Below are 12,004 nucleotides of genomic sequence, written 5' to 3' on the forward strand. Positions count from 1 at the left end.
TCCGAGGCTGCCTGCTGCTGCTTCGTGAGATAGGCCGAGCGCGGGGGAATTGCAATCAACCCCGCCGATGAGCCACCACAGCAGCGCCGAGCGCTCCAAGCGCGAGCGCAAGCAAGGCGGCGAGCAGCACCGCAGGATCGGGGTGACGCGCCACAACCATGCCAATCGCCGCCGTCATCACAGCGCCCGCAGCCACCGTGAGGGCCCCCAGAAGGCCCGAGGCCGAGCCTGCCAGCCCTTCCACCGCAGCGATGGCACCGGCGTTTGAGGACGGCATCGTCAGCCCGTTGCCAAGCCCGATGAACATCACCGAGGCCACCATGCCCGGCGCACTCAATGGCCCGATGAGCAGCGCCCAAAGCAGCCCGCCCGCAAGCCCTGTCACCGCGCAGAGCCGCCCGGCCAGCATCATCCGCGTCAGCCCCACCCGTTCCGCCAGCCGGGACGACAGGAACGCACCGCACATGAAGCCCCCGGTGATCGCCCCGAGCGCCGCGCCGGTGGCCGCCTCTCCCAGCCCGAACCGCGCCGCCGACACGGCGGGGAACCCGGCGATGTAGCCGTAAAATCCACCCGTGGAGAGCGCTGTGCAGGCGGCGAAAGCCCAAAAGCTGCCGTTGCTCAAGAGCCGCTTCGCGCTGGCCACGAAGGGCTCGCGCGGGGTGTTTTGCCGGGTTTCTCCGAAGTCGCGCCAGCAGAAGGCCAGCATCGCGGCGCCAGCCAGCGCATAGAGCCCAAAGATCGCCCGCCAGCCCAGCACCTGCGCCACCGCGCCGCCCAAGAGCGGCCGAGCAGCGGGGCCAGCGCCATTGCGCCCGAGATTGTGCCCATGATCCCCGCCGCCTTGCCCGGCGCAGCCGTGTCGCGTACCACGGCGAGGGTCACCACCCAGCCCGCCGTGATCGCCGCCATCGGCATCCGCCAGCCCAGAAAGCCCGCCGCGCTGCCCGAAAGCGCAACCCCCGCCGAGGCCAGCACATAAAGCGCCAGTGCGCCCAGCATCACCGGCCTGCGCCCCAGCCTGTCGGCCAGCGGCTCCATCACCACCTGCGCAACCGCCGTCACCGCCAGATAGCCCGCAATCGCAAGGTTCACCGTGGCATAGCTCGTGCCCAGCTCCGCCGCGATGGCGGGCAGCGCGGGGACAAACATGTTCAGCGATACGGTCGAAAGGCCGGTGAGCAGGATCAGCGTGATGAGCCGTGGCGGGCTGCGCATGGCCATGGCTCCTTCTGGCCGAGAAAAAGCCCGGCACAGAACGGGCTGGCCGGGCGCTCCGGAAGGCGGCGAGCCGCGCTCCCACGGCAAAGTTTAGGTCTTCTCACCTTTATGGCTCATTCTACATCGCGGCCCGAATCCGCGCAAGCCTCAGCGGTCGAGCAAGCCCTTGATGATCCACCAGTTGCCAAACAAAAGCACGATCGAAACCACCAGCCCGAGCGAAACGATGCCCTCCTCCGCAAGGCCCCACGGCGTTACGTAAAGCGCGAGGCCAGTGATGGTGCCCTCGATGCTCACGATGAAGAGCGCGAGCAGATTGTTGGCAAAGTGAAAGCCCATCGCCGCGCCCAGCGAGCCGGTGCGCTCGGTCAAATCAGCGGCGACGAGGCCGAAGGCGAAGGCCGAGAGCAGCACCAACGGCAAGTTGCGGCCCGCTTCCGGATCCCAGTGCAGCAGGCCAAAGGCCAGCGCAGGCAGGGTAAACCAGATCCAGCGCGCCGCAAAGCGGGCGGCGAGCTGTTGCATGAGATAGCCACGAAACAGGATCTCCTCCGCCGCGATCTGCAAAAACAGCAGCGGCAGCGCAAGCGGCATCCATATCAGCCAGCGGCCCATCTCGAGGTTCGCCACCGGCGGCCAGATCGCAGCACTGGCCACCATCAGCCCGCCAAAGACGAGGGCGACCACCCCAAAGGCGGTGACAAACCCGCGCCACCAGTCTCCCCACGGCCCGAAGATCGTGTTCGGCCCCCGGAAGTGCAGCGCCGCCGCCGCCAGCACCGGGCCCAGTGCCATGCCGCCGAAGGTCAGCAGCAGCAGGGCCACCGATCCGGGGTAACGGCCCGCCTGAAGCTCTTGGAAAAACGGCATCACGCCCCAAAGGCCCTGCTCTGCCGCCACCACGCCCACCGCGCCGCCCAGCACGATGAGCGTCCATGAGATGTAGATGAAGACGATCAGCAGCACGCCCAGAAGCAGCCGCCATATCTGCGGATAAACCCGTGCGGGCACCAGCATCGCCGCAAATTCCGGATGTCTCATCTTGCGCTCTCCCGCCGGTCGGGGCCTGCCCCGACGCTATCTTCCGCCAATATCCGCCTCACGCCCGGATCGCCACCCGCGCCGCCAGCCATGCAACAAGCAGCAGCGCAAATTCCACCGGCATCAGCCCCGGAATAACACCTGCATCAGCTGCAAACGGCGTGTGATAGAGCGCCAGCCCGGCCGCCGGTCCGGGCAACGACACGCCCAACAGGGCCACCGCGTTGTTCACGATGTGCAACGCCAGCGCCGGGCCAAGGTTTCCCGCCCGCGCCGTGAGATCGGCGGCGACAAGGCCAAAGCAAAGCGCCCAGAGGCAAAACCAGATGGCATTGTCGCCCGAGCTTGCCGTCCAGTGCAGCAAGGCAAACAGGATCGCGGGCACCGCCATCCACGCCCAGCTGCCCTCCCGCGTGCCTGCCGCAATCTGCTGGGTGAGATAGCCACGAAAGAACACCTCCTCCGTGCCCGCCTGCACCGCCACGGCAGCCAGCCCCAACGGCAGATAAAGCAACCAGCGGTTCGTCGGCATCAGCGCATTGGGCACCACGTCATAATCGGTCGGCAAAATCGCAATCGCGCCGATGTAGAGCGGCACAAGCCAATAAAGCACCCGAAAGAAATCTCCCGCCGCATGGGCCCCCGGCCCGAACAGGCTGAGAAATCCACGCCAATGCATCGCCCGCAGCGCCACCACCAGCCCCAGCGCAAACAGCCCATGCGAGAACAGCGCCGCCAGCGTGCGCCCCGCCGATGTGCCGTCGGACTGAAAGATCGCCTCCACCGCATTCGGGCCGCCAAAGCCCGCGACGACGATGAAAACCAGCTGCTGCAACACCATCACGGTAACAAACATCAGCCCCAGCACTGCCCCGATCCGCCAAAGGTCGGGGGTGGCTTGGGCCGGTGCCGCAAACTCGCTCAGCCGTTTATATGCCATGGTTGCACCCCATCCCTGTGAGATAGGCGAGCGCGGCAGGGGGCGCAATCCGGCTTGCCCCTCCGTCGCGCCGGGCTTATTCCGACAGGCGACTGAGAACGGGAGAGAAACCATGCTGAAACGCCAGGCCGACAAATCCAAATTGCCCAGCCGCCACGTGACCGAAGGGCCGGAGCGCGCGCCGCACCGCTCCTACCTCTACGCCATGGGCCTCTCCGAGGATGAAATTCACCGCCCCCTCGTCGGCGTCGCCACCTGCTGGAACGAGGCCGCGCCCTGCAACATCTCGCTCAACCGTCAGGCCCAGGCCGTGAAGCTCGGGGTGAAGGCCGCAGCAGGCACGCCGCGCGAGTTCACCACCATCACCGTGACGGATGGCATCGCCATGGGCCACGAGGGCATGCGCGCCTCGCTGGCGTCCCGTGAGGCCATCGCCGATACCGTAGAGCTCACCATGCGTGGCCACTGCTACGATGCCATCGTTGGCCTCGCGGGCTGCGACAAATCCCTGCCCGGCATGATGATGGCGATGGTCCGCCTCAACACGCCCTCCGTCTTCATCTACGGCGGCTCGATCCTTCCGGGCAAAGCGCCCCAAAACAACGAGATCCCCGAAGATTTCCGCACCCGTGACCTGACGGTGCAGGATATGTTCGAGGCCGTGGGCCGCCACCAGAACCACGAAATGTCCGACGCCGCGCTGGATATGCTCGAGCGCGTGGCCTGCCCCTCCGCCGGCGCTTGCGGCGGCCAGTTCACCGCCAACACCATGGCCTGTGTGTCGGAGGCCATCGGCCTCGCGCTGATGAACAGCTCGGGCATGCCCGCGCCCTACGAAAGCCGCGATCAGTATTCCGAGGCCTCCGGCCGCGCGGTGATGAACCTGATCGAAAAGAACATCCGCGCCCGTGATGTCGTAACCCGCGAAAGCCTCGAAAACGCCGCCCGCGTCGTCGCCTGCACCGGCGGCTCCACCAACGCTGGCCTGCACCTCCCGGCCATCGCCCACGAGGCCGGCATCGACTTTTTCCTCGAAGACGTCTGCGACATCTTCAAAGACACCCCCTACTTCGTCGATCTCAAGCCCGGCGGCCAATATGTCGCCAAGGATCTCTATGACGCGGGCGGCATCCCGGTGGTGATGAAAGAGCTGCGCAAGGCGGGCCTCATCCATGAAGACTGCATGACAGCCACCGGCAACTCCATCGGTGAAGAGCTTGACCAGATCTCCCGCGAGGCCGACGGCAAGGTGATCTACCCCATCGAAACCCCGCTGACCAAGACCGGCGGCGTTGTTGGCCTCAAGGGCAACCTCGCCCCCGATGGCGCCATCGTGAAGGTCGCGGGCATCCCCTCGCAGCACCAGCGTTTCGTCGGCCCGGCCCGCGTGTTCGAGAACGAGGAAGAGGCCTTCGCCGCCGTGAAGGCCCGCGCCTATGAAGAGGGCGAAGTCATCGTCATCCGCAACGAAGGCCCCGCAGGCGGCCCCGGCATGCGCGAAATGCTGGCCACCACCGCCGCACTTTCCGGGCAGGGCATGGGCAAGAAGGTCGCGCTCATCACCGATGGCCGCTTCTCCGGTGCAACGCGCGGCTTCTGCGTCGGCCACGTTGGCCCCGAGTCCGCCCACGGCGGGCCGATCGCGCTTCTGCAGAACGGCGATGTCATCACCATCGACGCGGTCAACGGCGAGCTTTCGGTCGACCTCTCCGACGAGGTGCTGGCCGAGCGCAAGGCCGCATGGCCCGGCCCCCGCAAAACCGACTATGCCTCCGGCTCGCTCTGGAAATACGCCCAACTCGTCGGCTCGGCCAAATATGGCGCGGTGACCCATCCGGGCGCGAAGGTCGAAACCCACGTCTACATGGACCAGTAACATGCGGCTTGGGCGGCTCTTTGCGGCGCTCATCGCGCTGGCAACCCTTGCCGGATGCGAAGGCACCGAACTGCCCGGCTTTCTCGCCGGATCGGCCGATACAGCCGGTGCGGCGGGGGCGGGCGGCGCGGCTCCGGCCAGCTCGATCCCGCCCAAGCCGCCCACCCGCCTCACGGTGACGGGCGTCACGGTGGCCGCGCCCGAGGGCTATTGCGTTGATACAAGGGCGCGCAAAGGCGGCTTCGTGCTGCTTGCGGCCTGCTCGGCCATCAGCCAATCACCCGAGCACCCCGCGCCGGGGCGGATGGGGCTGCTGACGGCAACCATCGGCAAACGCGGCTCCGGCGCGGATCCGGTGAACCCGGGCCAGCTCGCCGCCTATTTCCGCTCCGCTTCGGGCCGCGCCGCGCTGTCTTACGCAGGCGAGGCTTCCAGCGTGGTCATCACCGAAACCGTCGAGCGCCCCGGCCTCTTCATGGTCGCCCTCGTCGACAGCGCCGCCCCGCCCAGCCCAGAGCTTGGCACCGCGCGCTGGCGCGGGTTCTTCACGGTCAACGGGCGTCTGGTTTCGGTGGTGCTGCACTCGCTGAAGGACGACCCGGTCGGCAAACAGGCAGGCCTCGGCTTGTTGCAGGAGTTCGTTGCGCGAATTCGCGCCGAAACCGCAGGTTGAGCGCCGCCTGCGCAGGCAAGGGTGCGACATCCGCGCCGCAGCCGGGATTTGCAGTATTGAAACACTTTCCCGTCAGTATCATACCGGCGTAGAGTATTCGCACGCCCCGGACGAACCGCCGCACGGCACAACGAGCAAGCAAGGCGCCCGAGAGCATGGCCAAACCGATGGACAGCCTGATCGACCGTGTCGCACACCGCCGCGCCCTGCGCCGGTGGGGGCGTGCTGCCGATGCCGCGGCCTCCGTCGATCTGGCGCATCTGCGCGGGCTGCGCACCCGAGCCCGGCAACTCCGCCGCCAGCTTGATCGGGTGATGCACGAGGCCGAGAGCCGGCTCACCCTGCCGCTGATCGACAGCAACGCAATCCGCAAGCCGCTGGGCACCGAATGGGCATGGCGCCCCGAAATCTGGCGCGGCCCCATCTCGCCCCCCGGCGTCGCGGCGGCCGAAACCCGCACCATGCTCGGCGGCGAAACCACGCTGCACCACGATTGCGCCGTCAGCGAGCTGACCCTCCGCCAAATCCGCAACACCTCGGGCGAAGACCTCGCCCCCTTCGGCCTGCGGATGGATGTGTTCCGCTTCGACGGCTCCTTCCTCAGCCTCGTCATCGAGCTGCCGCACGGCGCGGTCGACGGGCTGAAGCGCAAGCACATCATGTCGCTGGACGTGCAGGTTGAGGCCGAGAAACCGCTAGAAATCTTCGCCCGCCTCAACATCAAGCACGGCCCCAACACCGAGCAGGTGGTGCGCGAGCTGCCAATGGGCACCGATGGCCCGCAGGTGGCCGAGTTCGACCTTGCCTATTCGGATCTCAACGAAAAGCGGGTAGAGAAAGCCTGGATCGACCTGATCTTCGAAGGCCCGCAGATGAACCAGATCATGCTGCGCGATGTCACGCTCACGCGCAGACCACGTGCCGAAATCTGACGAGGACGCAGGCCGATGCCCGATACAGCCACAAGCAGCCAGCTCACCCTGACCAAAACCCGCATCCACGCTGGCGTGTGGGAAGGGATGCTGATGGCCGAGGCCACCGGCACCGTTCAGCCGCAAATCGAGGTGCTGCACCTCGATACAGCGCTGCCCGGTGTGGAGCTGAAGGCCGATGGCGAAATGCAGAACCTCTGGCAACTCCGCGTGCCCATCCCCGCCGAGCTGCTCTCTGAAGGGGTGCAAACCTTCACCATCCGCGATGCCCGCACCGGCGCCACCCTTGAGCATTTCACCATCGTCACCGGCCAGCCGCTGGAAGATGACATCCGCGCCGAGGTCGACCTGCTGCGCGCCGAGCTCGACATGCTGAAAAAGGCCTTCCGCCGCCACTGCCTCGAAGTGCTTGGCCGCTAACGCGCGCGCTCACTTACCGCGGCTTGATGTGCTCGCTGAATGACTTGCTCACCCCGTCAGGCCACGCCCGCACCCATCTTCCGGCAAAATGCCCCGTCGGGCGTTTGACCACGAAGCCCCCCACCTCGATCGCCGCCATCTGAATTTGATAGGGCGCATTTACATGCACCCCGGTCGCCTTCGCCATCTTGACCATGAACTGGTGGCCAACCCCCTTCTTCTCGATCCCCGTGTCGTTGAACAGCGAATACCCCAACGCCGCCGTTGTGCCGTAAGTGCTCTCCACCTCGCGCACGTCAAGTTTTATCCCGGCCGCCGCCACGTTGCAGCAATGCGCATCTATCCCGTTGTGCCGCTTGGCAAAGTTGCCCTTCAATGGCGCGAGGTCATCCACCGTGCTGAACGAGATCTTCTTGCCCAGCTTGATCTCCGCCGGAGCCCCGTGGGAGTTGATGACAATCCCGCCAATCTTCGCGCCTTCCTTGGTACAATGCGCGACGATCTTCTCGGCCAGCTCCTTGGCCGTCATGCTCTTCTCAATCGTCCAATGCAGCACGCTCCAGCCAGCCGGCGGGTCTTTGTCGATAGAGAAGGTTACACCGGCCCCGGGCACATCATGCCCGTGCAGGTAAAAAATGATCGCACTTTCAGCCAAGGGTCTGCCTCACTGGTGGTTTCGCGCCGCAGGGCGCTGAATGACTTCGGGTTCAATAATTACCCAAAGTCATCGCACAGCCCCTGGCTGTCAACTTGGCCAAGGCGGCCCCGCAATGATCGCACCGGTAACGCAGCGTCGGCACGTGACATCCCCATTCCGCCACGGCACTCTCCGGCGCAGGAGGACGCCAAAGATGACTAGCTACCCCCACCTGCTCAAGCCGCTGGAGCTTGGCCACGTGACCCTGCCCAACCGCGTGCTGATGGGCTCCATGCACACCGGGCTGGAAGAAACCGGCGATTGGGCCCGCGTCGCCGCCTTCTACGCCGCCCGCGCCTCCGCCGGGTTGATCGTTACCGGTGGCATGGCCCCCAACCGCGAGGGCGGGGTGTTTCCCGGCGCGGCGGGCCTCTACACACCCCAAGACATCGCCAACCACCGCTCCGTCACCGATGCGGTGCACGCCAACGGTGGGCGCATCGCCATGCAGATACTCCACGCCGGGCGCTACGCCTACGGCCCCGATTGCGTCGCCCCCTCCCCGATCAAATCCCCCATCTCCCCCTTCCCCCCCAAAGAGCTGGATGAAGAGGGCATCGAAAAGCAGATCGCCGATATCGCCACCGCCGCCGCCCGCGCCCGCGAGGCAGGCTATGATGGCGTCGAGGTGATGGGCTCCGAGGGCTATTTCCTCAACCAGTTCATCGTGAAGCACACCAACAAGCGCGAAGATCGATGGGGCGGCTCCTACGAAAACCGCATTCGCCTGCCCATCGAGGTCGTCAAACGCGTCCGCGAGGCCGTCGGCCCCGACTTCATCGTCATCTACCGCCTCTCAATGATCGACCTCGTGCCCAATGGCTCCACCACCGAAGAGGTCATCCAGCTCGCGCAGGAAATCGAGAAGGCCGGCGCTTCGATCTTCAACACCGGCATCGGCTGGCACGAGGCCCGCATCCCCACCATCGCAACCTCCGTCCCCCGCCGCGCCTTCGCATGGGTCACGCAAAAGCTGATGGGCCACGTGGGCATCCCGGTCATCACCTCCAACCGCATCAACACGCCTGAAGTTGGCGAGGCGGTGCTGGCCGAGGGCTGCGCCGATATGGTCTCCATGGCCCGCCCCTTCCTTGCAGACGCTGACTTCGTGCAGAAGGCCGCCGCAGGCGAGGCCGATACCATCGCCCCCTGTATCGCCTGCAATCAGGCCTGCCTCGATCACACCTTTTCGGGCAAGATGACCACCTGCCTCGTCAACCCGCGCGCCTGCCACGAGACCGAGCTTCAGATCACCCCCACCGACACGCCCAAGAGCATCGCCGTGGTCGGCGCAGGCCCCGCCGGCCTCGCCGCCGCCCTCACGGCAGACGAACGCGGCCACAAGGTCACCCTGTTTGACGCCGCAAACCAGATCGGCGGCCAGCTCAACATGGCCCGCGTGATCCCCGGCAAGGAAGAGTTTCACGGGCTGGTCGACTGGTATCAAACCATGGTCGAGCGCTCGGGCATCACCCTGCACCTCAACACCGAGGCCACGCCAGAGGCCCTCGCCCCCTTCGACGAGGTCATCATCGCCACCGGTGTCTCCCCCCGCGATCCGCAGATCCCCGGGCAAGACGGCCCCAATGTGCTCTCCTACATCGACGTGCTGCGCGGCAAGGCCCCCGTGGGCAAGCGCGTCGCGATCATCGGCGCCGGCGGCATCGGCTTCGACGTGGCCGACTATCTCGCCCACCCCGGCGACAGCCCCACCGAGCACCTACCGGAATGGATGGAAATGTGGGGCGTGGCAGACCCGGCCACCCACCGCGGCGGCCTCGCCCCCGAAGGCCCCCAGCCCCTCGCCCCGGCGCGTGAAATCACCCTGCTCCAACGCAAAGACGAACGCCCCGGCAAGCGGCTGGGCAAAACCACCGGCTGGATTCACCGCGCCGCGCTGAAAATGGCCAAGGTGAAGATGCTCGGCGGCATCAGCTACGAGCAGATCACCCCCGAAGGCCTCCACGTCACCCAGAACGGCGAACACAAGCTGATCGAGGCCGATACCATCGTGCTTTGCGCCGGGCAGGTGAGCCGCCGTGATCTGCTGGAGGAGCTCGAAGCATCGGGCAAACCCATCCATGTCATCGGCGGGGCCGACGTGGCCGCCGAGCTTGATGCCAAGCGCGCCATCAATCAGGGCACACGGCTGGCCACCGCTCTTTGATCGGATGAGGCGGGGGCGGAGGCAGGCACAGCGCCCGCCGCGTTAACGCACCGGGCTTTGCGCCATCTCATAGGTATGGGTTGTGCATAGGATGTGCATAGGATGTTGCCCATGCAATTGCCGGGTTAACGGCGCCTCCCTCGGCGCCGCACCGGCATTTTTGCAAAGCCCGTTTTCCGGTCAGTTCACCGGCGTCAGCAGGTCGTTTCCGGCCAGAAAAGCGCTGATATTGTCGCGCTGAAGCTGCGCCATCGCCGCCCGTGTTTCCACCGTGCCGGAGCCCTGGTGCGGCTGGATCACCACGTTCGGGAAGTCATAAAACCGGGGGTCGATCTTCGGCTCGTTCACAAACACATCCAGCCCCGCCCCATAGATCCCGCCAGATTCCAGAGCCGCAAAAAGCGCCTCCTCATCCACCGTCGACCCGCGCGAGATGTTGATAAGGATGCCCCGCGGCCCGAGGGCCTCAAGCACCTCTGCCGAAACGATATTTTCCGTCGCCTTGCCGCCCACCGTCGCCACGATGAGGTAGTCCACCGCCGCCGCAAGCGCGGTCGGGCTGTCGTGATAGGTCCAGCCGGGCGTCTCCTTTTCGGAGCGGCTCCAGTAGTGCAGATCCATCTTGAAAGCCGCCAGCCGGTCGGCAATATCGCGCCCGATCCGCCCAAGGCCCAAAATGCCCGCCGTGCCACCGCTGACCTTGCGGTTCAGCCGATATTCACCCTTTGCGGCCCATGATCCGGAGCGCGCCCACTTGCTCGCATGCTCCATCTCGCGCCCGCACATCAACAGCATCGCCACGGCAAGGTCTGCCACGTCATCGTTGAGCACATCGGGCGTGTTGGTCACACGGATATCGCGCTCCGAAGCGGCCGCTACGTTAATACTGTCGTAACCAACTCCGAAGTTGGCGATGACACCGAGGTTCGGCAGCAGGTCCATCGCCTCGGGCCCAAACGGCTTGTGCCCCTTGAACCCGGCCGCCACGATCCCGGCCCGGGTGGCCTCATCGAGGCTGCCAAGGTCGGTCGTTTCGGCCACGAAAACCGGGTCGAACGTCTCTTTCATTCGGGCCAGATCAGACTCGCTGTAATTCCCGATTGCGATCACCTTGCTCATAGCCTTTTCCTCCCCGGCGGCGCATAAATGGTATACCATTTCCTCGCAGCGCCCCGCCGGAGAGTCAACCTCGGATCACCCCGCGCAGATGTCCTGAACAGACTTCTTCACTGCCTCCAGTGAAAAGACCTGCTCCACCCAGTCCTCCTTGAAAATCACGCTCTTGGCCTGATCAATCGCCATCAGAGCGCCGTCGCTAAACTTCCCTTCCGGAAAAATCCCAAAGGCAATCGCCAGCTCGATCTTCAAGTGCCCCAACACAAAGTCATGCGCCGCCGCCTCCGGCACCCCCATGGACACCGCCTTGTCGGTGGCCTCCCGCAGCGCCATGCACATCGTCGCCGCCACGGTTTCGCTCAGCGCAGGCTCCAGCACCGCGATGTTTTCCAGCGTGCAACGATGGCACCGCGCAACCGGCGCATAGATGATCTTGGCGATCTCCTCGCACAGCTCATAATGCTCCTCCGGCCCCTGAATCAGCGCGCAAACAATCCCCTGCGGCGCGTCGATCCCGCCGAAGTAGTCCTTCTGCGCCGCCTCCGTCGCCTGCACTTCAAGGATATGCGGGTGGCACGGATGGCTGCAGAAATAGGTCACATCCTCCCGCTCCGGCATCTCGCCCGCATAGGGCGCCGCCGCATCCAGCACGATCACCGCCGCACCGGGCTTCAGCTTGTCGACAAACCCATGCGCGATCTTGCCGATGAGCCGGTCCGGCACCGCCATCAGCACCACATCGGCATCAGAAATCGCGTTGTCCCCATCGGTCACCGCCTCAACGCCTACCTCGTCAAGCAGCCGCTTGCGGCCCGCCTCGGACACCTCGATATGGTCAATCTCAAACCGTGTCGGCTTCAGGTTCTGCGCCAGCCGCACACCCATCTTTCCGCCCGCACCGAGCAAAGCAACCTTCGTCAT

10 protein-coding genes and 1 pseudogene are annotated in these 12,004 nt (G+C 65.6%); 5 read left to right on the forward strand and 6 right to left on the reverse strand.

Features of this window, described 5'->3' with window-relative positions; all coding sequences use genetic code 11:
* Window positions 1–55 precede the first annotated feature (55 nt).
* The 3 genes and pseudogenes from FHY55_RS20985 to FHY55_RS18920 all read right to left on the reverse strand — a co-directional run bounded on the left by FHY55_RS20985 (window position 56) and on the right by FHY55_RS18920 (window position 3,202).
* Window positions 56–1,224 (reverse strand): annotated as a pseudogene (locus FHY55_RS20985) (MFS transporter).
* A gap of 144 nt (window positions 1,225–1,368) precedes the next feature.
* The gene (locus FHY55_RS18915; RefSeq protein WP_140015669.1) at window positions 1,369–2,262 is read right to left on the reverse strand and encodes a CPBP family intramembrane glutamic endopeptidase; all 894 of its coding nucleotides are present in this window, start codon (window positions 2,260–2,262) and stop codon (window positions 1,369–1,371) included.
* Between the two features lie 58 nt (window positions 2,263–2,320).
* Window positions 2,321–3,202: a CPBP family intramembrane glutamic endopeptidase gene (locus FHY55_RS18920; RefSeq protein WP_168223060.1), complete on the reverse strand. Its 882-nt coding sequence runs from the start codon at window positions 3,200–3,202 to the stop codon at window positions 2,321–2,323.
* Window positions 3,203–3,314: 112 nt separating this feature from the next.
* Between FHY55_RS18920 and ilvD the strand changes: the two genes are divergently transcribed.
* The 4 genes from ilvD to FHY55_RS18940 all read left to right on the forward strand — a co-directional run bounded on the left by ilvD (window position 3,315) and on the right by FHY55_RS18940 (window position 7,103).
* Complete coding sequence (gene ilvD / locus FHY55_RS18925; protein WP_140015671.1) at window positions 3,315–5,078, forward strand: dihydroxy-acid dehydratase; 1,764 nt, start codon at window positions 3,315–3,317, stop codon at window positions 5,076–5,078.
* Window position 5,079: 1 nt separating this feature from the next.
* The gene (locus FHY55_RS18930; protein ID WP_140015672.1) at window positions 5,080–5,751 is read left to right on the forward strand and encodes a hypothetical protein; all 672 of its coding nucleotides are present in this window, start codon (window positions 5,080–5,082) and stop codon (window positions 5,749–5,751) included.
* 155 nt (window positions 5,752–5,906) lie between these two features.
* The gene (locus tag FHY55_RS18935) at window positions 5,907–6,683 is read left to right on the forward strand and encodes a DUF6478 family protein (RefSeq protein ID WP_254695369.1); all 777 of its coding nucleotides are present in this window, start codon (window positions 5,907–5,909) and stop codon (window positions 6,681–6,683) included.
* Between the two features lie 15 nt (window positions 6,684–6,698).
* Entirely contained in the window at window positions 6,699–7,103 is a 405-nt protein-coding gene (locus FHY55_RS18940; RefSeq protein WP_140015673.1) for a hypothetical protein, read from the forward strand.
* 13 nt (window positions 7,104–7,116) lie between these two features.
* Here FHY55_RS18940 and FHY55_RS18945 read toward each other — a convergent pair whose 3' ends face one another.
* Window positions 7,117–7,758 carry a hypothetical protein gene (locus tag FHY55_RS18945; RefSeq protein ID WP_140015674.1) on the reverse strand — a complete coding sequence of 214 codons (642 nt, stop codon included), beginning with the start codon at window positions 7,756–7,758 and terminating at the stop codon, window positions 7,117–7,119.
* A 196-nt stretch (window positions 7,759–7,954) separates the two neighbouring features.
* Between FHY55_RS18945 and FHY55_RS18950 the strand changes: the two genes are divergently transcribed.
* Window positions 7,955–9,967, forward strand: coding sequence for an NADPH-dependent 2,4-dienoyl-CoA reductase (locus tag FHY55_RS18950; protein WP_140015675.1), 2,013 nt, complete (start codon window positions 7,955–7,957; stop codon window positions 9,965–9,967).
* A gap of 180 nt (window positions 9,968–10,147) precedes the next feature.
* Here the strand turns inward: FHY55_RS18950 and FHY55_RS18955 are convergent, their stop codons facing one another.
* A complete protein-coding gene (locus tag FHY55_RS18955) occupies window positions 10,148–11,086 on the reverse strand; it encodes a 2-hydroxyacid dehydrogenase (protein WP_140015676.1) in 939 nt (312 codons plus the stop codon).
* Between the two features lie 75 nt (window positions 11,087–11,161).
* On the reverse strand, window positions 11,162–12,004 hold the full coding sequence (locus tag FHY55_RS18960) for a phosphogluconate dehydrogenase C-terminal domain-containing protein (protein WP_140015677.1): 843 nt from the start codon (window positions 12,002–12,004) through the stop codon (window positions 11,162–11,164).

It is taken from the genome of Oceanicola sp. D3, from assembly GCF_006351965.1.
In the GTDB taxonomy this organism is placed as follows: domain Bacteria; phylum Pseudomonadota; class Alphaproteobacteria; order Rhodobacterales; family Rhodobacteraceae; genus Vannielia.

What these genes read in the sequence shown, in the direction of transcription:
- FHY55_RS18950 (WP_140015675.1), top strand. Translation starts at nt 7,955, where the DNA reads ATGACTAGCTACCCCCACCTGCTCAAGCCGCTGGAGCTTGGCCACGTG.
- FHY55_RS18920 (WP_168223060.1), bottom strand. Translation starts at nt 3,202, where the DNA reads ATGGCATATAAACGGCTGAGCGAGTTTGCGGCACCGGCCCAAGCCACC.
- FHY55_RS18955 (WP_140015676.1), bottom strand. Translation starts at nt 11,086, where the DNA reads ATGAGCAAGGTGATCGCAATCGGGAATTACAGCGAGTCTGATCTGGCC.
- FHY55_RS18935 (WP_254695369.1), top strand. Translation starts at nt 5,907, where the DNA reads ATGGCCAAACCGATGGACAGCCTGATCGACCGTGTCGCACACCGCCGC.
- FHY55_RS18940 (WP_140015673.1), top strand. Translation starts at nt 6,699, where the DNA reads ATGCCCGATACAGCCACAAGCAGCCAGCTCACCCTGACCAAAACCCGC.
- FHY55_RS18915 (WP_140015669.1), bottom strand. Translation starts at nt 2,262, where the DNA reads ATGAGACATCCGGAATTTGCGGCGATGCTGGTGCCCGCACGGGTTTAT.
- FHY55_RS18960 (WP_140015677.1), bottom strand. Translation starts at nt 12,004, where the DNA reads ATGACGAAGGTTGCTTTGCTCGGTGCGGGCGGAAAGATGGGTGTGCGG.
- ilvD (WP_140015671.1), top strand. Translation starts at nt 3,315, where the DNA reads ATGCTGAAACGCCAGGCCGACAAATCCAAATTGCCCAGCCGCCACGTG.
- FHY55_RS18930 (WP_140015672.1), top strand. Translation starts at nt 5,080, where the DNA reads ATGCGGCTTGGGCGGCTCTTTGCGGCGCTCATCGCGCTGGCAACCCTT.